This window comes from Brevundimonas sp. SL161, from assembly GCF_049896985.1.
Taxonomy (GTDB): domain Bacteria; phylum Pseudomonadota; class Alphaproteobacteria; order Caulobacterales; family Caulobacteraceae; genus Brevundimonas.
This window is the reverse complement of sequence record NZ_JAFCVJ010000002.1, coordinates 122,798-143,567: the sequence shown is the minus strand read 5'-3', so window position 1 is coordinate 143,567 and position 20,770 is coordinate 122,798. Positions and strand designations below refer to the sequence as shown.

Annotated in this window: 22 protein-coding genes; 20 read left to right on the top strand and 2 right to left on the bottom strand. The window is 69.4% G+C overall.

Going from position 1 to position 20,770, the window contains the following annotated elements:
- Positions 1-7 precede the first annotated feature (7 nt).
- Both thiD and ACP7AU_RS03135 read left to right on the top strand, forming a co-directional pair.
- Positions 8-820 carry a bifunctional hydroxymethylpyrimidine kinase/phosphomethylpyrimidine kinase gene (gene thiD / locus ACP7AU_RS03140; protein WP_426050501.1) on the top strand — a complete coding sequence of 271 codons (813 nt, stop codon included), beginning with the start codon at positions 8-10 and terminating at the stop codon, positions 818-820.
- A complete protein-coding gene (locus ACP7AU_RS03135; RefSeq protein WP_426050500.1) occupies positions 817-1,398 on the top strand; it encodes a nucleotidyltransferase family protein in 582 nt (193 codons plus the stop codon). Before thiD ends, ACP7AU_RS03135 begins: the two co-directional genes overlap by 4 nt.
- Here the strand turns inward: ACP7AU_RS03135 and ACP7AU_RS03130 are convergent.
- Positions 1,371-1,664: a GNAT family N-acetyltransferase gene (locus tag ACP7AU_RS03130; RefSeq protein WP_426050552.1), complete on the bottom strand. Its 294-nt coding sequence runs from the start codon at positions 1,662-1,664 to the stop codon at positions 1,371-1,373. The two genes, ACP7AU_RS03135 and ACP7AU_RS03130, sit on opposite strands and share 28 nt — an antisense overlap.
- Before the next feature lie 188 nt (positions 1,665-1,852).
- Here ACP7AU_RS03130 and ACP7AU_RS03125 point away from each other — a divergent pair, with 188 nt between their 5' ends.
- Positions 1,853-2,656 carry a PhzF family phenazine biosynthesis protein gene (locus tag ACP7AU_RS03125; RefSeq protein WP_426037151.1) on the top strand — a complete coding sequence of 268 codons (804 nt, stop codon included), beginning with the start codon at positions 1,853-1,855 and terminating at the stop codon, positions 2,654-2,656.
- A gap of 96 nt (positions 2,657-2,752) precedes the next feature.
- Here the strand turns inward: ACP7AU_RS03125 and ACP7AU_RS03120 are convergent, their stop codons facing one another.
- Positions 2,753-3,130 carry a hypothetical protein gene (locus tag ACP7AU_RS03120; protein WP_426037153.1) on the bottom strand — a complete coding sequence of 126 codons (378 nt, stop codon included), beginning with the start codon at positions 3,128-3,130 and terminating at the stop codon, positions 2,753-2,755.
- A 199-nt stretch (positions 3,131-3,329) separates the two neighbouring features.
- On the opposite strand from ACP7AU_RS03120, the gene ACP7AU_RS03115 reads away from it, so the two are divergent.
- The 17 genes from ACP7AU_RS03115 to ACP7AU_RS03035 all read left to right on the top strand — a co-directional run bounded on the left by ACP7AU_RS03115 (position 3,330) and on the right by ACP7AU_RS03035 (position 20,768).
- Positions 3,330-3,626 (top strand): hypothetical protein, encoded by a 297-nt coding sequence (locus ACP7AU_RS03115; RefSeq protein ID WP_426037155.1) that lies wholly within the window; start codon positions 3,330-3,332, stop codon positions 3,624-3,626.
- Positions 3,627-3,647: 21 nt separating this feature from the next.
- Complete coding sequence (locus tag ACP7AU_RS03110; RefSeq protein ID WP_426037157.1) at positions 3,648-4,328, top strand: response regulator transcription factor; 681 nt, start codon at positions 3,648-3,650, stop codon at positions 4,326-4,328.
- Complete coding sequence (locus tag ACP7AU_RS03105) at positions 4,325-5,752, top strand: sensor histidine kinase (protein WP_426037159.1); 1,428 nt, start codon at positions 4,325-4,327, stop codon at positions 5,750-5,752. The genes ACP7AU_RS03110 and ACP7AU_RS03105 overlap by 4 nt, the downstream gene beginning before the upstream one ends.
- 92 nt (positions 5,753-5,844) lie before the next feature.
- Complete coding sequence (locus ACP7AU_RS03100) at positions 5,845-7,236, top strand: hypothetical protein (protein WP_426037161.1); 1,392 nt, start codon at positions 5,845-5,847, stop codon at positions 7,234-7,236.
- A gap of 17 nt (positions 7,237-7,253) precedes the next feature.
- Positions 7,254-8,066 (top strand): c-type cytochrome biogenesis protein CcmI, encoded by an 813-nt coding sequence (gene ccmI / locus ACP7AU_RS03095; RefSeq protein WP_426050499.1) that lies wholly within the window; start codon positions 7,254-7,256, stop codon positions 8,064-8,066.
- Between the two features lie 70 nt (positions 8,067-8,136).
- Positions 8,137-8,628, top strand: coding sequence for a cytochrome c maturation protein CcmE (gene ccmE, locus ACP7AU_RS03090; RefSeq protein ID WP_426037165.1), 492 nt, complete (start codon positions 8,137-8,139; stop codon positions 8,626-8,628).
- A complete protein-coding gene (locus tag ACP7AU_RS03085; protein ID WP_426037167.1) occupies positions 8,625-10,616 on the top strand; it encodes a heme lyase CcmF/NrfE family subunit in 1,992 nt (663 codons plus the stop codon). The genes ccmE and ACP7AU_RS03085 overlap by 4 nt, the downstream gene beginning before the upstream one ends.
- Before the next feature lie 149 nt (positions 10,617-10,765).
- Positions 10,766-11,263, top strand: coding sequence for a cytochrome c-type biogenesis protein (locus ACP7AU_RS03080; protein ID WP_426050498.1), 498 nt, complete (start codon positions 10,766-10,768; stop codon positions 11,261-11,263).
- A gap of 119 nt (positions 11,264-11,382) precedes the next feature.
- Complete coding sequence (locus ACP7AU_RS03075; RefSeq protein WP_426037171.1) at positions 11,383-12,951, top strand: trypsin-like peptidase domain-containing protein; 1,569 nt, start codon at positions 11,383-11,385, stop codon at positions 12,949-12,951.
- Positions 12,952-13,037: 86 nt separating this feature from the next.
- On the top strand, positions 13,038-13,709 hold the full coding sequence (locus ACP7AU_RS03070; RefSeq protein WP_426037173.1) for a response regulator transcription factor: 672 nt from the start codon (positions 13,038-13,040) through the stop codon (positions 13,707-13,709).
- Between the two features lie 72 nt (positions 13,710-13,781).
- Positions 13,782-14,177 carry an endonuclease domain-containing protein gene (locus tag ACP7AU_RS03065; RefSeq protein ID WP_426037175.1) on the top strand — a complete coding sequence of 132 codons (396 nt, stop codon included), beginning with the start codon at positions 13,782-13,784 and terminating at the stop codon, positions 14,175-14,177.
- Positions 14,178-14,184: 7 nt separating this feature from the next.
- Positions 14,185-15,597, top strand: coding sequence for a sensor histidine kinase (locus tag ACP7AU_RS03060; RefSeq protein WP_426050497.1), 1,413 nt, complete (start codon positions 14,185-14,187; stop codon positions 15,595-15,597).
- A complete protein-coding gene (locus ACP7AU_RS03055; RefSeq protein WP_426050496.1) occupies positions 15,594-18,479 on the top strand; it encodes a bifunctional [glutamine synthetase] adenylyltransferase/[glutamine synthetase]-adenylyl-L-tyrosine phosphorylase in 2,886 nt (961 codons plus the stop codon). Before ACP7AU_RS03060 ends, ACP7AU_RS03055 begins: the two co-directional genes overlap by 4 nt.
- 76 nt (positions 18,480-18,555) lie before the next feature.
- Positions 18,556-19,161 (top strand): EF-hand domain-containing protein, encoded by a 606-nt coding sequence (locus ACP7AU_RS03050; RefSeq protein WP_426050495.1) that lies wholly within the window; start codon positions 18,556-18,558, stop codon positions 19,159-19,161.
- Positions 19,162-19,237: 76 nt separating this feature from the next.
- The gene (locus ACP7AU_RS03045; protein WP_426050494.1) at positions 19,238-19,819 is read left to right on the top strand and encodes an RNA polymerase sigma factor; all 582 of its coding nucleotides are present in this window, start codon (positions 19,238-19,240) and stop codon (positions 19,817-19,819) included.
- A complete protein-coding gene (locus ACP7AU_RS03040) occupies positions 19,816-20,253 on the top strand; it encodes a hypothetical protein (protein WP_426037185.1) in 438 nt (145 codons plus the stop codon). Before ACP7AU_RS03045 ends, ACP7AU_RS03040 begins: the two co-directional genes overlap by 4 nt.
- Positions 20,250-20,768, top strand: coding sequence for a periplasmic heavy metal sensor (locus tag ACP7AU_RS03035; RefSeq protein WP_426037187.1), 519 nt, complete (start codon positions 20,250-20,252; stop codon positions 20,766-20,768). Before ACP7AU_RS03040 ends, ACP7AU_RS03035 begins: the two co-directional genes overlap by 4 nt.
- Positions 20,769-20,770 lie beyond the last annotated feature (2 nt).

The following is a 20,770-nucleotide window of genomic DNA, read 5'->3' as shown; positions in this document are numbered from 1 at the left end:
AGCCGCCATGTCACAATCATCTTCCTTCCTCGGCCGCGTCCTGATCATCGCAGGTTCGGATTCCGGCGGCGGGGCGGGAATTCAGGCCGACATCAAGGCCGTGACCGCCATGGGCGGCTATGCGGCGACATCGATCACCGCAATCACGGTGCAGAACACGCTCGGCGTACACGGCGTGCACCCCTTGCCGCTGGATCTGATCGAAGCGCAGGCGCGGGCGGTGCTGGACGACATCGGGGCCGACGCGATCAAGACCGGCATGCTGGGCTCGGTGGCGGTGGTCGAGCGGGTCGCAGCCATTCTCGATACGTCGCGTGCGCCGGTCGTGGTCGATCCGGTCATGGTGGCCAAGGGCGGCGCGGCCCTGCTGGACAACGACGCGGTGCAGGCGGTGCGAAGCCTGATGATCCCGCGCGCGACCCTGCTGACCCCCAATGCGCCGGAGGCCGAGGCCCTGACCGGGATCGCGGTTGAGGACCTGGAGGGGCAGCGTCGGGCAGGGGCGGCGCTGCTGGAGCTCGGAGCCCGGGCGGTGCTGATGAAGGGGGGCCATGTGCCGGGGGAGACCGTCGTCGATCTGCTGGTCACGCCATCGGGTGAGACCCTGCTGGAGGGGCCCCGCCTCGAAACGACCTCGACCCACGGCACCGGCTGCAGCCTGGCCAGCGCGATCGCGGCGGGTCTGGCTCAGGGCCGGCCGCTGGAGGTCGCGGTGGCCGAGGCCTGGGCCTATGTCTCCGAGGCGATCCGGCGCGCCCCCGGCCTGGGCCATGGCCACGGCCCGCTGGATCATGGCTGGCCCCTGAGGGACGCGCGATGAGCGATCTTGAGACGCGGCTGGTCGAGATCGTCCGGGCGGACGCCGACCTGATGCATGTGCTGACGACTGTGCGCGGGCTGGACCTGCCTGACTGGCGTGTCTTTTCCGGCGCGGTCTATCAGTCGGTGTGGAACGCACTGACGGGCCGGCCCGTGGGGTATGGCCGCAAGGATTTCGACCTCGGCTATTTCGATCCAAACACATCGTGGGACGCGGAGGACGGGGTCATAAAGCGGGTCGCGGCGGCCTTCGACGAGCCCTTCCGCAGTGATGTCGAGGTGCGGAACCAGGCGCGGGTGCATCTGTGGTTCCATGACCGGTTCGGCGAGGACTATGAGCCGCTGCCGAATACCGACGCGGCCCTGGAGCGGTTCGTGGCGCCGGCCTTCGGGATCGGGGTGCGGCTGGAGGACGACGATACGATCAGCGTCGCCGCGCCGTTCGGGCTTCAGGACGTGTTCGACATGGTCATCCGGCCCAATCCGAACCGGCCGCTGGCCCGGGGTTGGGGCAAGGTCGTCGCCAGCGCCCGCTCGCGCTGGCCCGAGCTTCAGGTCGCCGGCGACAACACCGGATAGATATCCCGGTCGACGCGCTCCATATGCCGCAGAGGGTCCGCGGCTTCGAAGCCGTATTGCGAATAGAGGCCGTGGGCGTCAGCGGTGGCGAGGCCCCAGCGACGCAGATCCTGCAGTCGGGAATCGCCGAGAATCTCCTGCATCAGCTGCTTGCCCAGACCCCGGCCGCGCGCCCGCTCGTCGACGAATACGTCGCACAGCCAGGCGAAGGTGGCCTGATCCGTGATGACGCGGGCGAAGGCGAGCAGGTCTCCGTCCTCGACCAGACCAAAGCAGAGCGAACCGACAGGCCCGCTCGAACGTGGTCCACGGAATGCGGGCGCCCCAGTAGCTTTCCTCGGCGATCCAACGCCAGGCCGTGCGCAGGCGGGCCTCGTTGAAATCAGTGGTCAGGGCGGCGGTCATGGGCGGGTCCGTCTGGTCTCACCTCGCGTCCTAGCTTAAGCCCGGCGGTATGCGCCAGTGGACCGTCGACGCCTTCGCCGAACGCCCGTTCATGGGCAACCCTGCCGCCGTGCTTCAGCCGCTGGACACCTGGCCTGACACCGGGTGGATGCAGTCGCTGGCGGCGGAGAACAATCACTCGGAGACCGCCTTTCTGCGCAGCACGGCCGATCGGGCGCGTTTCGACCTGCGCTGGTTCACTCCGACAGTGGAGGTGTCCCTGTGCGGTCACGCCACCCTGGCGGCGGCGCATGTGCTGTGGCGCGAGCTGGGTGTGGAGGCGCGTCAACTGACCTTCGACACCGCGTCGGGCCCGCTGACTGTGGGGCGGTTCGGCGAGGGTTACGAAATGAACTTTCCGGCTGATCCGCTGACCCGGGTAGAGACGCCGGTGGGGCTGGCCAAGGCCCTCGGCGCCGCGCCGGTCGAGGTCTGGGCCAGTCGATACCTGATCGCGGTCATGGCGGATGCGGCGACGGTGCGCGGCCTGACCCCGGACATTCCGGCCCTGCTGACGTTCGGCGACGGGGCGATGGAGCGGGGACAGGTGATCGCTGCGGCCCTGTCGGATGACGGGGTCGATGTCGTGGATCGGTTTTTCGGACCCGGCTGCGGAATCGACGAGGATCCGGCGACCGGCTCTGCCCGGTGCGGCCTGGCGCCCCTGTTCGCGATGAAGCTCGATCGGAGCAACGTCACCTTCGAACAGGCCTATCCCGGGCGGGGCGCGCGGTTCGAGACCGAGCTTGCGGGCGACCGGGTGCTGATCCGCGGGCATGCCGTGACCGTCATGGGGTCGGTGTTGCGATTCTGATCCACGTACGGAAAGGGGGCGCGACCCTTTCGGACCACGCCCCCCGCCTTGCGAGCGACCGTGTCTTCGGCACAGCCGCCCGAAGCTCACGAACCGTTAGTGGCGACGATTGTCGCGGTCGCGGCGTTGCTCGCGGATCGAGGCCGACAGACGGTCAAAACGACGATCAAGGTCGGTCCGTTCCCAGGCCGTCAGGCCGCCGCGACGGTAATTGGCCTCCAGGCGCAGCAGGGCGTTGAACTCGCTGCGGACGCGGGTCGCCTCGCGGCGGCTCAACTGGCCGTTGCGGACGCCCTGATCGATGCGGCGGTCCAGATTGGCCTGACGCACGTTGATCGACTGCCAGCCGCCGTAGGCGCCGCGATTGTCGTTCTGGTGCTGGCCGGGACGATTGTAGTTCTGGGCCGCAGCCGGCAGGGCGGCGGCCGAGACCGCGGCGAGGACGAGGGCGGGAACAAGCATCTTCTTCATCATCGGATCTCTCCATCTCAGATCGCCACAACCGCGATCGGCTGCGTTGACCTGATGAAAGCTGATCGCCACTGAGCCGATCCTGAACGGACCGGGTCAGGTTCCGTTCATCCCCTGCGAGAGGCCCGTTTCCCCGGAAGTTAAACGTCCCTAAGCTTCGTGTTCAGCCGCCGTTCAGAGCGCCGGCCTCATAAGACGCCCCATGACCCGCCTGTCCGTCCTCCTTCTGTCCGTCCTGATCGCCGCAGCGCCGCTGAGCGCCGCGAACGCGCAGGACCGTGGCAACCGTGGCGATCGCGATCGCGGTGGGGACAGGAGCGGGCAGGAGTTCCAGCGTGAGCCGCGTCGCATCAGCGAGGCGGAGGCCCAGGGGATTGCCCAGTCGCGCGCCAGAGGCGCCCGCTTCGTCGGCTCGCTGGGCCTGCGCGGCAACAGCTACGTCTTCCGCTTCGAGCGCGACGGTCAGATCATCGACATCTCAGTCGACTCGCGCGGCTGACGGACACGAGGGACCAACACGATGCGAGTTCTCCTGGTCGAAGACGACGCCGACCTGTCGCGCCAGCTGAAGCAGGCGCTGGGCGACGCCGGCTATGCGGTCGATCACGCCGCCGACGGCGAGGAAGCCCATTTCCTGGGCGACACTGAACCCTATGACGTGGTGGTACTGGACCTGGGCCTGCCGAAGATCGACGGCGTGTCGGTGCTGGAACGCTGGCGTCGCGACGGCAAGGCGACGCCGGTCCTGATCCTGACCGCGCGCGGCGCCTGGTCGGACAAGGTTGCGGGCTTCGACGCCGGGGCCGACGACTATCTGACCAAGCCCTTCCATACCGAGGAACTGCTGGCGCGCCTGAGGGCCCTGCTGCGGCGGTCTGCAGGAATCGCCTCGGCGACCCTGGCCTGCGGCGGGCTGCGGCTGGATCCGCGCGCGGCGCGTGCGACAGTCAACGGCGAGCCCTTGCGGCTGACGTCGCTTGAGTACCGGCTGCTTCACTACATGATGATGCACCAGGGTCGGGTGATCAGCCGCACCGAACTGGTGGAGCACCTTTACGACCAGGACTTTGACCGGGATTCCAACACCATAGAGGTCTTCATCGGCCGGCTGCGCAAGAAGGTCGGGGCGGACCGGATCGAGACCGTGCGCGGCCTCGGCTATCGCCTGACGCCGCTCGCCGGGGAGTCCGAGGCGGCGTGACAGAGACGCCGGCGGTTCCAAAACCGTCCTGGGGACGCTGGTTCGGCCGGCCGGGCCGCAGCCTCACGCGCCGTCTGATCTGGCTCGCCTCGGCCTGGATCATCGTCGCCCTGATGTTAACCGGCTGGATGCTGACCAGCCAGTATCGCGAGAGCGCCCTTCGCCGTCTGGACAATCAGCTGAGCGCCGTGATCGACGACGTGGTCATCGCCAGCGTCATGACGCCCGACGGCCTGAGAGTCGCCGAAATCAAGGACGCCCCGACGCTGCGCGGCCTGTCCGGAAAATACTGGATGGTCGGAGAGGTGGACGCCGAGGGCGGCTTCGCCGTGCTGGCGAAGTCTCCGTCCCTGGCGGGTGAGAGCCTGTACGTCGATCCGGAATTGCCCGAGCGGCTGCGGGCGGCGATGGGGGCGACCCTCAGCTACAACGATCCCGGCATCCTGGCGGACGGGACCCAGCCATTGCAGATCGCGTCCAGCATGAAGTCGCTGAACGGACGGCCGTTCGTTTTCATGGCGGGTCTCGACCGGTCCGAGATCGATGTCGATACCCGCCAGTTCGCGACCTTCACCTGGACTGCGCTGCTGATCCTGGGGATCGGCCTGGTCATCGCCGTCTTCCTGCAGGTCCAGATCGGGCTGAGGCCGCTGTTCGATCTGCGCGTCGAGATCGCCAATGTACGCAAGGGCAAGGCCGCCCGGATCGAGAAGGACTATCCGACCGAGATCCAGCCCCTGGCCGAACAGGTCAACCGCCTGCTGGACCACAATCAGGAAGTCGTCGAGCGCCAGCGCACCCACGTCGGCAACCTGGCCCATGCGCTGAAGACGCCGCTATCGGTCATGCTGGCCGAGGCCGGGACCGACGCAGGGCCATTGGCCGATATAGTCCGGCGTCAGTCCGAGGTGATGAAGGGCCAGGTCGACCACCACCTGCGCCGCGCCCGCGCCGCCGCCCGCGCCGCCCACGGCCTGGGCGAAAAGACGCCGGTGGGCGAGGTGATCGACGAACTGGCGGTCATGCTGGAGCGGGTGTTCCAGTCGAAGGACGTGGAGATCGACTGGCGCGCACCCGACGACCTGGCCTTCCTCGGTGAGCGTCAGGACCTGCAGGAGATCCTCGGCAATCTGATGGAGAATGCCTGCAAATGGTCGACGCGCCGGGTGCGGGTCTCCGCCGGCGCCAGCGGCCTGGGCCAGATGATCGCCGTGGTCGAGGACGATGGACCGGGTGTCCCGGCCGATCAGCGCGACGGCATGCTGAAGCGGGGCGCCCGTCTGGACGAGGATGCGCCGGGGTCGGGTCTGGGACTGGCCATCGTCGACGACCTTACCCGCGCCTATGGCGGCCGGCTGACGCTGGCGGCCAGCGATCTGGGCGGGCTCAAGGCCGTGCTTGAACTGCCCGCAGCCGAGTCCTGAGACTGCGGGGCCGGAATCTCCGCTTCCGGAATCTTAACCTCGCGCCTTCACCGTGTTTCCTGGCCGCCGTTTCGCGGTTGACGGAGTGTGGCATGGCCGAGCTTTCGGTCGCGCAGCGTGCAGTGCTCGCCCAGATGCTGGAGCGTGTGCCCGACCGCGTGTTGACGATCCTTTCGGGCGCCGTCGCCCAGATGCCCGGAGAGCGTGCCGCCGCGCTCAGCATCATGCTGGCTGACGAAAGCATCGACCGCCGCCGCCGCGCCATCGCCTTCGCCCCCCTGTTGCCGATGTTTCAGCGGCGCCCCGACGGTGTCGAATCTCTGACCTTCCCGGCCGGCGTGCTGCCTCGCCTGTGGAAGGCGGCCTCGAGCGTGGAGCCAGAGCTGCTGCTGGCGCTCGACGACTATCGTCCGATCGAGGAAAATCCGAAGATGTGCGCGGTCGCCGACCGCATCTGCGTGGCCGCCGCTGCCGCCGTGCGCGACAAGCCGGAGGTCGTCTGGCCGTCGAACGGCAGCGACGATGCGGCCCGCATCAAGGGGCTGGACGAACTGGCCCTGTGCTTTGACCTGGCGGCCATGGCCCGGCGCGGCCTGCTGAACCTGCCCGACCTGATCCTGAGACCGACGGGCGACCAACTGGCGGAGCTGCGGCTGTTGATCCGGGACTGCGCCGAGATCACCGTCGATGGCGGGCCGCGCATGCTGGAGATCATGTTCGCCCACCTGGGCGACGCCTCCCTGATCCTGCGGCTGGTGGTGCATTCGTCTCATGCGGCGGCCAAGGAAGGCTTCCTTTCGGAATCGGAAATGGCCGGTTTCGTCAATCGCCTGATCGCCGAGGTCGAGGCTCGCATCACCCGCATCGCCTCCTACAAGCCGGGCGCCAAGGCAGACCCCGGCCCCGGGGTGCGCACCGACATCGCCTGGTGCGCCGAGACCCTGGGCGAGCTGGACGCCACGCTGAAACTGGATCCCGAGGGGGACTGGGGCAAGCAGGCGCGGGAGGCCCGTGACCGGATCAACGGCGCCCTGTCCAAGTCGCTCCGATCTCTGGACAAGGCGCTGGACCGGCTGATGCCGTCCAAGGCGGTCAAGACCACGGGCCGCATGACCCGTCAGGCACCCGATCTGGAGGCCGAGGCGCCGCCGCTGGAGGCCGTTCAGGCCGCGATCGTCCTGCTGACCCTGCTGGGCGCTATCCGCACGGCGGCCCAGGTCTTCGGCTGCGAATCCTTGCGCTATCAGCTGGTGCAGTCGGTGACCGAGCGGGTCACCGTCTATGTCGATCAGGTCGTCGAGGCGGTGAACGCCGGCGATGCGCCGGATCAGCGGAAGTCGCTCGCCCTGGTCGAGACCCTGGCCAAATGCCTGTTGCTGATCGAGGCGACCGACGCGGCCCGCACCGCCCGCCGCCGTGCCGCCGCCGCCGGCGCCCGCCCGTCGTCCGCTGCGACGCAGGAGCGCTCGCCCCGGGCCGCCTGATCCGCTAATCAGGGCGGATGATCGTTTTCTGGACCCTGGCCGGACTCGCCACGGCGCTGGCCGGGCTGCTGGTGTTGAGCGTGGCCCGGCGCCGCGCGGACCATGAGCCGCCCCTGTCTGACACCGGCGCGGCCGAGCTGGCCGAGCTGGATCGCCTCAAATCGCGAGGTGTGCTGGACGAGGACGCCTGGGCCGCCGCACGGGCCGAGGCGGGACGACGGCTGCTGACGAGCGCGTCGCCGGGCGCCGCGCCTCGCGTTGGCGGGCGGGACCGGACGATCGTTCTGGTCGGGCTGGTCGGGGCGGTCGCGGCGACTCTGGGCCTGTATCTCGTCTTCGGCGACCCGGGACTGCCGGACCAGCCCTATGAGCGCCGGATCGACGAATGGGCCTCCAGCCCGGAGACCCTCGACGCGCCCCGGATCGCCGCCGTGCTCGGCCGGGCGGTCGAACGCGAGCCGGACAACCGCACCGCCCTGATCATGCTGGGCGCGGCCCGGTTCGAGGCCGGTGATCCCATCGGCGCGTCCTCGGCCTTCCGTCGGGCTCTGGCGCTGGATGCGAACGACGCCACCAGCTGGTCCCGTCTGGGCGAAAGTCTGGTGCGGGCGCAGGACGGGGAGGTCGGTGTGGACGCCGAGGCGGCCTTCACCCGCGCGCTTTCCCTCGACCCGGACCAGTTGGGCGCGCGCTATTTCGTCGGTGAAGCGGCTCTAGCCCGGGGCGATGTGGCGAAGGCGCGGGAGGTCTGGGCGCCCCTGATCGCCGTGCTGGATCCGGCCGATCCGCGCCGGACCGATCTGGTCAGTCGCCTGGACGCGGCCGCATGACCCGTTGGAGCCCGACTGTACAGGCGCTATACGGCGCAACCTCTCCGTTTCCGGAACCCGTCGTCCGCCCATGAGCTGGCTTCCCAAATCACCGAAAGCGCGTCGTCGCCTGTGGGTCGTGGCCGCCGCCGCACCGGTGTTGGCGCTCGCCGTCGGCCTGTCGCTTTGGGCCATGCAGGACAGCGTGACCTATTTCTTCTCGCCGTCGGAGGCGACGGCGGACGCCGCGCCGGCCGGTCGGGTCATCCGCCTTGGGGGACTGGTCGAGGCCGGCAGCGTCGAGCAACACGGTACGATCGTCGCCTTCTCCGTCACCGACAATGCCGCGACCAGCCAGGTGATCTTTGAGGGCGACCTGCCGGACCTGTTCCGCGAGGGGCAGGGGATCGTTGCGCAAGGCCGGTTCGGCCCCGACCGCGTGTTCCACGCCGATACCGTTCTGGCGAAGCACGACGAGAACTACATGCCGCGCGAGGTTGCCGACCGGCTGAAGGAAAAGGGCGAATGGCGGCCTGAGGGCGGCGCATCGACGGCACGGCCTGTGCAGAGCCAAGCCCTGTGATCGTCGAATTCGGCGGCTTCGCGCTGATCCTCGCCCTGATGCTGTCGGTGCTGCAGACCGGTCTGGCGGCGACCGGCCGTTGGCGTCGCAGTCCCCTGCTGGCCGGCGGAGCAGAAGGCGCGGCGATGGGCGCAGCCCTGGCCACGGCCCTGGCGTTCGGAGCCCTGATCTTCGCCTTTGCGACGTCGGACTTCTCCGTCGCCAACGTCGCCAGCAACAGCCACACCGACAAGCCGATGCTCTACAAGGTGGCCGCCGCCTGGGGCAGCCACGAGGGGTCGCTGGTCCTGTGGTGCCTGGTCATGACCGGGTTCGGCGCGGCCCTGACGCGTGCCAGGGGGCTTCCGTTCGGGCTGAAGACCTCGGCGGTCGGGGTGCAGGGCGGGCTGGGAGCCCTGTTCCTGGCCTTTGCGGTTTTCACCTCCAACCCGTTCGCGCGGATCGACCCGGCGCCGTTCCAGGGCATGTCGCTGAATCCTCTGCTGCAGGATCCGGCGCTCGCCATCCATCCGCCCCTGCTCTACGCGGGCTATGTCGGTTTCTCGGTGACCTTCTCCCTGGCCGTCGCCGCCCTGATCGAGGGCAAGGCCTTTTCCGGCTTCTGGCCCGCATGGGGACGCTGGGTGCGGCCCTGGGCCCTGGCGAGCTGGGTCTTCCTGACGGCCGGGATCACCCTGGGCGCCTTCTGGGCCTACTATGAGCTCGGCTGGGGCGGCTGGTGGTTCTGGGACCCGGTCGAGAACGCCAGCTTCATGCCGTGGCTGGCGGGCACGGCGCTTCTTCATAGTGCGGTGGTGACCGAGCGGCGCGGGGCGCTGGCGGGCTGGACCGTGTTCCTGGCGCTTCTGGCCTTCACCTTCTCCATGCTGGGCGCCTTCCTCGTGCGATCGGGCGTCCTGACCTCCGTGCACGCCTTCGCGGTCGATCCGGAGCGGGGGCTGATGCTGCTGGGCATCCTGGGCTTCACAGCCGGGTCGGCCTTCGCCCTGTTCGCCTGGCGCGCGCCCCAGCTGAAGGGCGGCGGGCTGTTCGCCCCGGTCAGCCGCGAGGGCGCCCTGGTGCTGAACAACCTGTTCCTGACGGTCGCCGCCGTGACGGTCCTGCTGGGCACCCTCTATCCGCTGATCCTGGAGGCGGCGACGGGCGCCACCATCTCGGTCGGCCCGCCCTATTTCGCCCTGACCTTCACGCCGTTGATGGCCGTGGCCTTCCTGATCCTGCCGGCCGGGCCGCTTCTGGCCTGGAAGCGCGGCGACCTGAAGGGGGCAATGCAGAGACTGGCTCTCGCCGCGGCGCTTGCTATCGCCTGCGGCTTCGTTGGCTGGCTGGCGTTCGAGCCGAGGAAGGCCTTCGCGGCCGCGGGTCTGGCCGTCGGGGCCTGGCTGATCCTCGGGGCGCTGGCCGAGGTGGTCGAACGGGTGCGCCTGTTCCGGGCTCCGCTGGCGGAGGTCGGCCGTCGGGCCAGGGGCCTGCCGCTCGGCGCCTGGGGCATGACGCTCGCTCATGCCGGTCTGGGCCTGTTCGTGCTCGGCGCCGTGGTCGAGACCGGCTTCAAGGTCGAGGCCGCCGCCCCCCTGCCCATCGGCGGGGAGGTCCATGCGGGACGCTGGGTGGTGACGCTCGACAAGGTCGAGATCGTCGAGGGCCCCAACTATCTGGCCGAACGCGGCACGCTGACGGTGGCCTCGACCGATGGCCGCGCCGTCCCGAGCACCGTCACGGCAGAGCGCCGTTTCTTCCCCGCCGGGGGGCAGACGACGACCGAGGTCGGGCTCGATTTCCGGGGCCTGGACGACGTCTATGTCGTCATGGGCGAGCGACGTAGCACCCCTGAGGCGGCCCAGGCCTGGACCGTTCGGGTCTACTACAACCCGTGGGCGCGGCTGATTTTCCTCGGGCCGTTCGTCATGGCGCTGGGAGGGGTGCTGTCGCTGTTCGATCGACGGCTGAGGCTGGCGGTGGGCGGGCGCAGGCGGGTGGCTGCATGAGCTCCCATTCTTCCGTGCATCCCCTCGAAGGCGGGGACCCAGGTTTTAGCCAAGACTGCGGCGTCTCGGTTCACGGGCAACGCGCGCTCGGCGCCGCTGATCGCCCAAAGCACTGGATCCCCGCCTTCGCGGGGATGCTCGGATTTGTATTGGTCATATTGCTGGCAGCCCTGACCCTGTCCGGCCCCGCCCTCGCCCAGGAACCCGCCGCCCCGCCGGACCGGCCGCTGGCCTCGCCGGGTCAGGAAGCCCGCGCCCAGGCGATTTTCGAGGTCGTGCGCTGCGTCGTCTGCCAGCACGAATCCATCGCCGACAGCCCGGCCGGGATCGCCGGTGACATGCGCCGTCTGATCCGTGAGCAGATCGCCACGGGCGCCACGGACCAGGCGGTCAGGGACGATCTCGTGCGCCGCTACGGCGACTATGTCCTGTTCACCCCGCCGGTGCGGACCGGGACCTGGCTGCTGTGGTTCGGACCCGCCCTGCTGGCGCTGATCGGCGGTCTCGCCCTGTTCGTTTTCGCGCGTCGCAAGGCCGTCGAAACCGCGCTGCTTTCGCCCGATGAGGAACGTCGGCTGGCCGATCTTCTCCAAAGGGAAACGGTTCGCCCCGATCCTGACGCATCCGCGCCTCACGACGGGCGTTGAGGCGGACCAAGGGTCATGGCGCAATGGTTGGCGAAAGTCGCCATAGCCCTATATCACAAGGCGAAACGGGCGCCTGTCAGTCTTCTGGCCGGGCCCATTGAAGGATCGAAAACACACCGATGATGAAGCGTAAGGAATTCATCCTGGGGGCCGCCGTCGGCCTCGTGTTCGCCGCCGCCGCGACTGCCGGAGGCGTGATCGACTGGCCGGGCGCCAATGCCGCAGAGGCGAGCGGCCGACTGATCCCCTCCGCGGGAGCCTCGGGCCTCGCCTTCGCCCCGCCCCAGGGCGCCCCGCTGAGCTTCGCCGACATCTTCGACCAGGTGGCGCCCGCCGTGGTCCAGATCGACGTCGAGACCCCGATCGAACGCCCGCGCGGCGGAATGATCCCCATTCCCGGCCTGCCCGGCTTCGGCTTCCAGGCACCGGAGACCCAGGAGCCCGGCGAGGAGGAGGAAGCGCCCACCGCCCAGGGCGCCGGCTCCGGCTTCTTTATCTCGGGCGACGGTTTCATTGTCACCAACAACCACGTCGTGGCCAATGCGACGAAGATCACGGTGCGGATGTCCGACGGCCGTGAACTGCCTGCCCGGCTGGTCGGTCGCGACGCCGACACCGACCTGGCGGTGGTCAAGGTCGAGGGCTCGGGCTTCAACTTCGTCAGCTTCGAGGAGGCCGCGGAGCCGCGCGTCGGCGACTGGGTGCTTGCCGTCGGCAACCCCTTCAGCCTGGGCGGAACGGCCACGGCCGGCATCGTCTCGGCCCGCGCCCGCGAGATCGGCGACAGTTCGACGCCCTACACCGACTATCTGCAGATCGACGCCGCCATCAACCGCGGCAACTCGGGCGGCCCGACCTTCGACATCTATGGACGGGTGATCGGCGTGAACTCGGCGATCTTCTCTCCGACGGGCGGCTCGGTCGGCATCGGCTTCGCCATCCCGGCCTCCATCGCCAAGACGGTCACGGATCGTCTGATGAGCGGTCGCGCCATCGAGCGGGGCTATCTGGGCGCTACGATCAGCACCATCACTGATGATGAGCGCACCGCCTACGGATTCCCCGCCGATTTCGAGGCGGCCTACATCGTCGACGTCACCGCCGGAGCCCCGGCCGATCGCGCCGGCCTGCAGATCGGCGACATCGTCACCTCGCTTAACGGGCGCAAGATCACCTCATCGACCGAGCTGACCCGTGCGGTCGGTCAGGCCGCTCCGGGCGACAACCTGCGCCTGGAGATCATTCGCGAGGGCCGGAATCAGGTTATCAACGTCCGCTCAGGGACGCGCCCGGCCGATATCCAGGCGGCACAGAATGGTGCGAACTCGGGCGAGCCCGAAAGCGCCCCCGATCGCCCCGCCCCGAGCGCTGGCGAGGTGGTCGAAGGCATGACCGTCACGCCGGTAAGCGAGGCCCTGCGCAGCCGCTTCAGCCTGCCTGATACGCTGAACGGTCTGGTGATCACCGCCGCCGCTCCGACGTCACGTGCGGGTCGGATGGGCTTCGAGCCGGGCATGGTCATCGTTCTGGCGGACCAGCGGCCGGTTCGGACCGCCGCCGATCTGCGTGCCGCCATCGCGCGCGTCAGGGAAGCGGGTCGCGAGGGCATCGTGTTGCTGGTCCGCACGTCGAACGGCAACCGCCCGGTCGTTCTGCCGCTGACGACGCCCGCCGCCGCCGCAGAGTAGTCCGCAGCCTGAACAAGCCTTAACTCCCTAAGTCGCCGCCGATGGGTTACCGTCGGCGGCGATTGTGATTCCGGAGGGGCTGGCCTGTGAAAATTCTTGTGGTCGAGGACGACGCCGAGGCGGCCCAGGCGATGGTGCGCGGTCTGGCCGAGGCGGGTCACGTGGCCAGTCACGCCATCGACGGCGCCTATGGGCTGCTGGAGGCGCAGAAGGGCGACTACGACGTCTATGTGGTCGACCGGATGATGCCCCGCCTGGACGGCATCGGCATGGTCGAGACTTTGCGCAAGGACGGCGACCAGACGCCGGTCCTGTTCCTGTCCGCCATGGGCGAGGTCGAGGATCGCGTCATGGGCCTGAAGGCCGGCGGCGACGACTATCTGGTCAAGCCCTACGCCTTCGCCGAACTGATCGCCCGGGTCGAGGCCCTGTCGCGCCGGCGCGAGACCGGCGGGGTCCAGACCGTCCTCAAGGTCGGCGACCTGGAGATGAACCTGATCGCCCGCACCGTGCATCGCGGGGCCTCGGAGATCGACCTGCAGCCGCGCGAGTTCCAGCTGCTGGAGTTCCTGATGCGCCACGCCGGCCAGTCGGTGACCCGCACCATGCTGCTGGAGAAGGTGTGGGAATACCATTTCGACCCCCAGACCAATGTCATCGACGTCCACATCAGCCGCCTGCGCTCCAAGATCGACAAGGGCTTCGACAAGCCGATGCTGCAGACGGTGCGCGGGGCGGGGTATCGGCTGGAGGCTTAAGCCGAAATGCTTTCTCCCTCCCCCTCGGGGGAGGGTGGCCGCGAAGCGGCCGGGTGGGGAGGGCCAGGCGACATGGCGATCATCGCTCGGGCGCGCGAGATGCGGAAGGCCCTGACACCGGCGGAAGCTCGTCTGTGGGTCGCCCTTCGTTCGCTTCGAGCCGAAGGTCTGCATTTTCGACGGCAGTGTCCGATGCGGGGCTACTATCTCGATTTCTTTTGCTGGGCGCGGGGGGTGATCGTCGAGGTGGATGGGAGCTCACATCACAACGAGGATCGTCAGCGTCAGGATCGTGTTCGAGACGCTGTTTTCGCCAGAGAAGGCCTGCTGACTTTGCGCTACGATAATCTGATGGTGCGAGATCGGCTCAACGATGTGATCGACGAGGTGCGTGCGGCCTGCCTTGCCGCCCCCACCCGGTCTCCGCTTCGCTCCGACCACCCTCCCCCGCAGGGGGAGGGAGAATAGTTCCCTGATGCGTCTCCCCTCCCTCTTCCGCCGCACGCCCTTCCGGCTGACGCTGCTGTTCCTCGCGCTGTTCGCGGCGGCGGCCAGCGCCATCCTGGCCTATGTCTATGTCGCCTCGGCTTCGGAGGCCCAGGCGCGGGCAGAGGCCGACGTGCGGGGCGAGTTGCAGACCCTGCGTGGCGTCTATGACAGCCGCGGTCTCGATGCGCTGAATGTCGCGCTGATCGACAGGACTCTGACTCGTAGCGCCTATGTCTACCAGCTGATCGACAAGGACGGGACCCGCGGCACCGGCAGTCTCAACGTGTCACCGTTCGACGCGGCTCCGGGTGCGGAGGAATGGACCACCTTCACCATCACCGACACCGATCCGGACGGTCGGGTGATCCGGCCCCAGGTGAGGGCCGTCCAGGTGCGGCTGGCGGGCGGCGAGGGGCTGATCGTCGGGGAATCCCTGGGCGATACCGAGGCCTATCTGGGCCGGCTGACCCAGGCGCTGTGGATGGCCATGGGTATGGTCCTGCTGCTCGGCCTCGGCGGAGGTCTGCTGATCAGCCGCAATCTGGAACGCTCCATGGGTCGGCTGAACGCCGTCGTCGGCTCCGTGCAGGACGGCGACCTGAAAGCGCGGGTGGCGGTGCGGGGGTCCGGCGACGAACTGGACGAGCTGGGCCAGGGGCTGAACGGAATGCTGGACCGGCTGGAGGCCTCCATGGCCTCGATCCGTCACGCCGGCGACGCCATCGCCCACGATTTGAGGTCGCCGCTGACGCGCATGCGAGCCAGGCTGGAGGTCGCCCTGATCGACGCCGAGAGCGGGCGGGTCGACGGCGTCGACGCGCTTCAGGTCGCGCTGGACGAGGCCGACACCCTGCTCAAGACCTTCAACACCGTGCTCGCCATCGCCCGACTTCAGGCCGCGGCCGGGCGCGTACCCGATGCTGCGGTGTTCGACGCCGCCGAACTGGCCGCCGACATGGCCGAGCTGTACGAGCCGGCGGCCGAGGACAAGGGGCTCGACTTCTCGGCCGAGATCGAGCGCGGCCTGATGATCGAGGGCGCCCGGCCGTTCCTGGCCCAGGCCCTGGCCAATGTCATTGACAACGCCATCAAATACACGCCTGTCGGCGGGGCGGTCATGCTGCGCGCGCGCCGGCGGTCCTCGGGCGAGATTGAATTCTCGGTCACCGACACCGGGCCGGGGGTGCCGGAAGAGGATCGCGGCCGGGTCATCGAGCGGTTCGTCCGCCTCGACAACAGTCGCACCGAGGCGGGCTCCGGCCTGGGCCTGTCTCTGGTGGGCGCAGTCATGGAGGCGCACATGGGCCGCATCCAGCTGGATGAGGGCCCCGGCGCCTATGGCGAGTCCGGGCCGGGCCTGCGCGTCGCCTTGGTCCTGCCGCCCGCGAGCGAGGAATGAGTTCGGCTCCCCTTGGCGAACGACTGGCGGCCTGCGGGCCGGTGGCCGATGCGGAGGCGGCCGCCCGTGCCCACGAACGGTTGTCCGGCAGCGCGGCGGAGGGCGGCTGGGGCACGCTGCTGGACACTGTCTGGCCGGCGTTACAGCCCGTGTTCGCCGCCTCGCCCTATCTGTTCGGTCTGGCGCGACGGTGGCCGGAGATGCTGCACGCGATCCTGACCGATGCGCCCGAGGTTCGGCTTGACGATATCGCCGCGCGCACCATCGCCTTGACCGGCGGAGCGGACGACATGCGCTCGCCGTTGCGGGGGTTGAAGGCGGAACTGCATCTTCTGACGGCCCTGGCCGATCTCGGCGGGGTCTGGGATCTGGATCAGGTCACCGGCGCGCTGAGCAAGTTCGCCGATGTCGCCTCGCGGGCGGCCCTGTCCGGCGTGGCCGAGGATCTGCGTCGACGCGGCAAGCTCCTGACCGCAGCCGACGACACACGCGGCCCCATTCCCGGCCTGTTCGGCCTCGCCATGGGCAAGCACGGCGCGTTCGAGCTGAACTATTCCTCCGACATCGACCTCAGCCTGTTCTTCGATCCCGAACGTCTGGCCCCGGTGCTGGCCGAGGGCACAGAGGCGCAAGGCCTGATGAACCGGGTGGCGCAGGGGGTGGCGTCCCTGCTGTCCGAGCGCACCGCCGACGGCTATGTCTTCCGCGTCGATCTGCGGCTGCGTCCAGATCCCTCCTCGACCCCGCCGGTCGTCACCGTGCCCATGGCGCTGGATTACTACGAGAGCGTCGGTCAGAATTGGGAGCGGGCGGCCTTCATCAAGGCCCGCGCCATCTGCGGCGATTTCGGTGCGGCGACCGAGTTCCTCAAGGCGCTGGTCCCCTTCGTCTGGCGTCGCAGCCTCGACTATCAGGCCGTGCTCGACATCCAGTCGATCAAACGCCAGATCCACGTCCACAAGACCGGCGAGGCGATGGAGGCGGCGGGCGCCAATCTGAAGCTGGGGCGCGGCGGCATTCGCGAGATCGAGTTCTACGCCCAGACCCAGCAGCTAATCCTCGGCGGCCGCGATTCGTCGCTGCGCAGTTCACGGACGGTCGATGCGCTCGCCGCCCTGGTCGCGAAAGGGCACCTGCCCGCCGAGGTCGCCGCCGAGATGACCGGGGCCTATGTCGAACTGCGGGGCCTCGAGCATCGGGTGCAGATGCTCGAAGACGAGCAGACCCATATCCTGCCTGCCGATCCGGCGCGCCGCGCGGCCGTCGCGGCCCTGGCGGGGCAGGGCGACCTGGCTGCGTTCGATGCCGGGGTCGAGGCCGTGCTGATCGGCGTGAACCGTCGCTACGGCGCCCTGTTCGAGGGCGAGGAAGAGCTGTCGTCACTGTTCGGCAGTCTCGTCTTCACCGGCGTCGACAACGACCCGGAGACCCTGGCGACCCTGGAACGGATGGGCTTTTCCGATCCGGGTGCGGTCGCCGATACCATCCGCTCCTGGCACCACGGCCGCATCCCGGCGACGCGTTCGGTGCGGGGACGCGAGCTGTTCACCCGACTGGCCCCCCGCCTGCTGACCGCCCTCGCCCGCACCGGCGCGGCCGATGCCGCCTTCAAGCGGTTCTCGGTCTTCTTCGCGGGCTTGTCGGCGGGGGTTCAGGTCCAGGCCCTGTTCCTGAACCAGCCCGAGTTGTTCAAGCGGATCGTCGGCGTCATGGCCTTCGCCCCTCGACTGGCGCGGACCCTCGGCCGCTATCCGGCGGCGCTGGACTCGATGCTCGACGCACGGTTCGACACCGAACTCGGCGTCAACACCGGCCTCTTCGATCAGATGGCGGAGGAGGCGACCGCCGCCGGGGATTTCGAAGGGGCGATGAACGCCGTGCGTCGCCTGCATCGCGAACAGGCCTTCCGCATCGGCATGCAGACCCTCAGTGGTCGGGTGGGGCCGCAAGCGGCGGGCATGGGATTCACCAACCTCGCCGACGCAGTGATGCGCACCCTGTCATCGGCGGCCCTGACGGAAACCGAGCGGCTGGGCGGAGCGATGCCGGGCGCGGTGGCTGTCATCGCCCTGGGCAAGGCCGGGTCCGGGGAGATGACCGCGGGATCGGACCTCGACCTGATGACCGTATACGGCGCGCCGTCGGACGCCGTGTCCGCCACCAAGGGTTGGTCGCCTGACGTCTTCTACGTCCGCTTCACCCAGAGACTGATCTCGGCCCTGTCGGCGCATACGGCCGAGGGGGGGCTCTACGAGGTCGATATGCGGCTCAGGCCCTCAGGGTCGAAGGGGCCCGTGGCGGTGCCGCTGTCGGGGTTCCAGACCTATTATTCAGACGAGGCTGCGACCTGGGAATTCATGGCCCTGACCCGGGCTCGCGTCGCCTGGGCCAGCGAGCCGGGGTTCGGCGCCGAGGTGACGGCGGCCATCGAGGCGGCGCTGTGCCGTCCGCGACCCGGAGTGGACACGGCCGGCGACGTGCGGGCCATGCGCGACCTGATGGACCGGGAGCGGCCGGCCAGGGGCTTCTGGGACCTGAAGCTGGTGCCCGGCGGGCTGGTCGACGCCGAGTTCGTTGGCCAGTTCCGCCAGTTGCAGACGGCCGCCGAGGGTGGACGTCTGAGCGTCTCGATCCTGGATCAGCTGGAAAGGGATCCGCCGCTGAAGGACGCCTGGGTCCTGCACCAGGCTCTTGCGCAGCTCCTCGCCTGCGCCTTTGACGACAAGGGCGATCCGGAGGCCGAGTCGGAAACCTTCCGGACCCGCCTCGCCGAGGCGGCGGGGGAGGCGGACTTCCCGGCCCTGCGCCTCCGGCTGGAGCGCGTGCGCAAGGCCGCGCGGGGGGCGTTCGAGACGGTGCTGCCCTCCCGGAGCGACGGATAGTCCGGACTGGCCCGTTACAGTTTCAAACGGGGGTCTTGCGGACGCTTGCGCGGCCGTCCTTTTCGGAGACGAACAGATGAGGAAATCCACCCTGGCCGCCGGCGCCGCCGCTCTGGCCGTCCTGACTGCCGGCGCTGCTATGGCCCAGCAGGCGCAGACGCGGGGCGCCGGTGGCGACGCCGACGGCGACGGCCGGATCAGCCGTGCCGAGTTCGTCGACGGCCGGATCGCCGGCCTGACCGCCATCGACGCCAACCGCGACGGTTCGATCAGCGCCGAGGAGCGCCGGTCGGGCATGGACACGCGCCGAAACCAGCGCGTCTCCGCCCGCTTCGAGACGCTCGACACGGACGGCAATGGCGCCGTCAGCCGCGAGGAGTTCACCGCTGCCCGCCAGATGCGCGGCGACCGCGCAGAGGGTGGGGCCCGTCACGGCATGCGCGGCCATCGCGGCGGTCGGGGGCACGGCGGCGCACGGGGTAGTGGCTCCGAGGCGCGCGGTCCCTTGGCCATCGCCGATGTCCAGACCCGTCTGACGGCCCGGTTCGACCGGGTCGACGCCAACCATGACGGCTTCATCACGGCCGAGGAACGCACGGCGGCCCGCCAGGCCATGCGCGAGCAGCGCCACGAGCGTCGCGCCGCGCGCCGGGCGTCGCCTTCGGCGCCCGCTTCGGAGTAAGAGGGTGGGGACGGTCGCACTTCCCTGGCCGTCCCGCCCCTTCGCCCGCCTGTCTGCTCGCCCGGAAAGGGACCGTTTGGCCTCTGTCGCCGACCCCGACGAGGAACTGGTGCGCCGCGTGGGTCAGGGCGACCCGGCGGCCATTCAGGCCATGGTGGCGCGGAAACTCCCGCGCATGCTGGCCTTGGCGCAGCGGATTCTGGGCGACCCTGCCGAGGCCGAGGACGTGGCGCAGGAAGCCCTGCTTAGAGCCTGGAAACAGGCGCCGCGCTGGACGCCGGGCAAGGCGAAGTTCGACACCTGGCTGCACCGGGTGGCGCTTAACCTCTGCTACGATCGGCTGCGTCGGCGACGCGAGGTTCCGACCGGGATTTCTCCGGATCGGCCCGACGAGGGGCCAGCCCCGGATCGCGGGATCATGACGGCCCAGCTGGGCGCGCAGGTGGATCGGGCCCTGATCGCCCTGCCGCAGCGCCAGCGCGAGGCCATTGTGCTGTGTCATTATCAGGAACTGACCAATATCGAGGCCGCCGGCCTGATGTCGGTCAGTATCGAGGCGCTGGAAAGCCTGCTGTCGCGGGGTCGCAGGACCCTGAGGCAGACGCTGGCGCATCTGGCCCCCGGCGCGGAGCCGGCGGTCGAAGGAGCACTACGATGACCCGCGAGGGCATGGACGAGACGCGCATCGGCGAACTGGCCGCAGCCTATGGGGGCGATGTCCGTCGCTGGCCCGAGAGCGTGCGCGACGCCGCGCGCGCATGGATCGAAACCCATCCGCTCGAGGCCGGACGTGCGCTGTTCGACGCGCGCCAGACCGACGCCGCCCTTTTCGCATCCCCCAATCCGGCCGTGTCCATGGATCTGCGGGATCGTGTCCTTGCCTCGGCCGTAGCGGCGAACCTGAAGGCGCGCGCCGGTTGGCCTTCGCTACGCAAGCTGCTTTGGATCGGGGGGGCGAGCTGGGCCGCCGCGGCCTGCGCAGGCGTGGTCTACGGCGCCAATCTGGGCGGCCATCTGGCGGCGCAGAGCCAGGCCGACGCCGTGCTCGACCAGGCCATGTTGAGCTTCGACGAGACCGAGGTGCTGGGATGAACATGCGCACCCTCGCCATCGTTCTCGGCGTCGCCCTGGCCGCCTCGGTCGCGGTGAACCTGTTTGCCGCGACCGCCGCCTACACGGCCCTGACGGGACAGGATCGAATCGAACGCCGTATGGACGGCAAGGCGGGGGACGAGTATCGCGCCTCGCCGCGCGAGCTGGTCGCTGCGCTCGATCCCGAGGTTCGCGGCCGTGTGCGTCAGGCGTTGCGGGACGCCGGCCTCGCCGCCCGGCCCGACTTCCAGCAGGCCCGCGCGGCGCGTCGGCAGGCGATCGCCGCCGCCGCCGCCGAGCCCTATGATCCGGTGCTCGTGGAACGACTGCTGGACCAGTCCCGCGCGGCCGAGATTCGCGGTCGCCGGCGTCTGGAAGCCGACACATTGACCATCCTCGGCACGCTGGAGCCGGCCGAACGCGCCGCCTTCGCCCAGATCCTCCGTCGCGGCAAGGGCGGCGGAGACGGCGGTCACGGCGAGGGTCGTGAGGGGACCAAGCCCGCGCCGCGCTAGAG

What these genes read in the sequence shown, in the direction of transcription:
- thiD (WP_426050501.1), top strand. Translation starts at nt 8, where the DNA reads ATGTCACAATCATCTTCCTTCCTCGGCCGCGTCCTGATCATCGCAGGT.
- ACP7AU_RS03135 (WP_426050500.1), top strand. Translation starts at nt 817, where the DNA reads ATGAGCGATCTTGAGACGCGGCTGGTCGAGATCGTCCGGGCGGACGCC.
- ACP7AU_RS03125 (WP_426037151.1), top strand. Translation starts at nt 1,853, where the DNA reads ATGCGCCAGTGGACCGTCGACGCCTTCGCCGAACGCCCGTTCATGGGC.
- ACP7AU_RS03120 (WP_426037153.1), bottom strand. Translation starts at nt 3,130, where the DNA reads ATGATGAAGAAGATGCTTGTTCCCGCCCTCGTCCTCGCCGCGGTCTCG.
- ACP7AU_RS03115 (WP_426037155.1), top strand. Translation starts at nt 3,330, where the DNA reads ATGACCCGCCTGTCCGTCCTCCTTCTGTCCGTCCTGATCGCCGCAGCG.
- ACP7AU_RS03110 (WP_426037157.1), top strand. Translation starts at nt 3,648, where the DNA reads ATGCGAGTTCTCCTGGTCGAAGACGACGCCGACCTGTCGCGCCAGCTG.
- ACP7AU_RS03100 (WP_426037161.1), top strand. Translation starts at nt 5,845, where the DNA reads ATGGCCGAGCTTTCGGTCGCGCAGCGTGCAGTGCTCGCCCAGATGCTG.
- ccmI (WP_426050499.1), top strand. Translation starts at nt 7,254, where the DNA reads ATGATCGTTTTCTGGACCCTGGCCGGACTCGCCACGGCGCTGGCCGGG.
- ccmE (WP_426037165.1), top strand. Translation starts at nt 8,137, where the DNA reads ATGAGCTGGCTTCCCAAATCACCGAAAGCGCGTCGTCGCCTGTGGGTC.
- ACP7AU_RS03075 (WP_426037171.1), top strand. Translation starts at nt 11,383, where the DNA reads ATGATGAAGCGTAAGGAATTCATCCTGGGGGCCGCCGTCGGCCTCGTG.
- ACP7AU_RS03065 (WP_426037175.1), top strand. Translation starts at nt 13,782, where the DNA reads ATGGCGATCATCGCTCGGGCGCGCGAGATGCGGAAGGCCCTGACACCG.
- ACP7AU_RS03060 (WP_426050497.1), top strand. Translation starts at nt 14,185, where the DNA reads ATGCGTCTCCCCTCCCTCTTCCGCCGCACGCCCTTCCGGCTGACGCTG.
- ACP7AU_RS03055 (WP_426050496.1), top strand. Translation starts at nt 15,594, where the DNA reads ATGAGTTCGGCTCCCCTTGGCGAACGACTGGCGGCCTGCGGGCCGGTG.
- ACP7AU_RS03050 (WP_426050495.1), top strand. Translation starts at nt 18,556, where the DNA reads ATGAGGAAATCCACCCTGGCCGCCGGCGCCGCCGCTCTGGCCGTCCTG.
- ACP7AU_RS03040 (WP_426037185.1), top strand. Translation starts at nt 19,816, where the DNA reads ATGACCCGCGAGGGCATGGACGAGACGCGCATCGGCGAACTGGCCGCA.
- ACP7AU_RS03035 (WP_426037187.1), top strand. Translation starts at nt 20,250, where the DNA reads ATGAACATGCGCACCCTCGCCATCGTTCTCGGCGTCGCCCTGGCCGCC.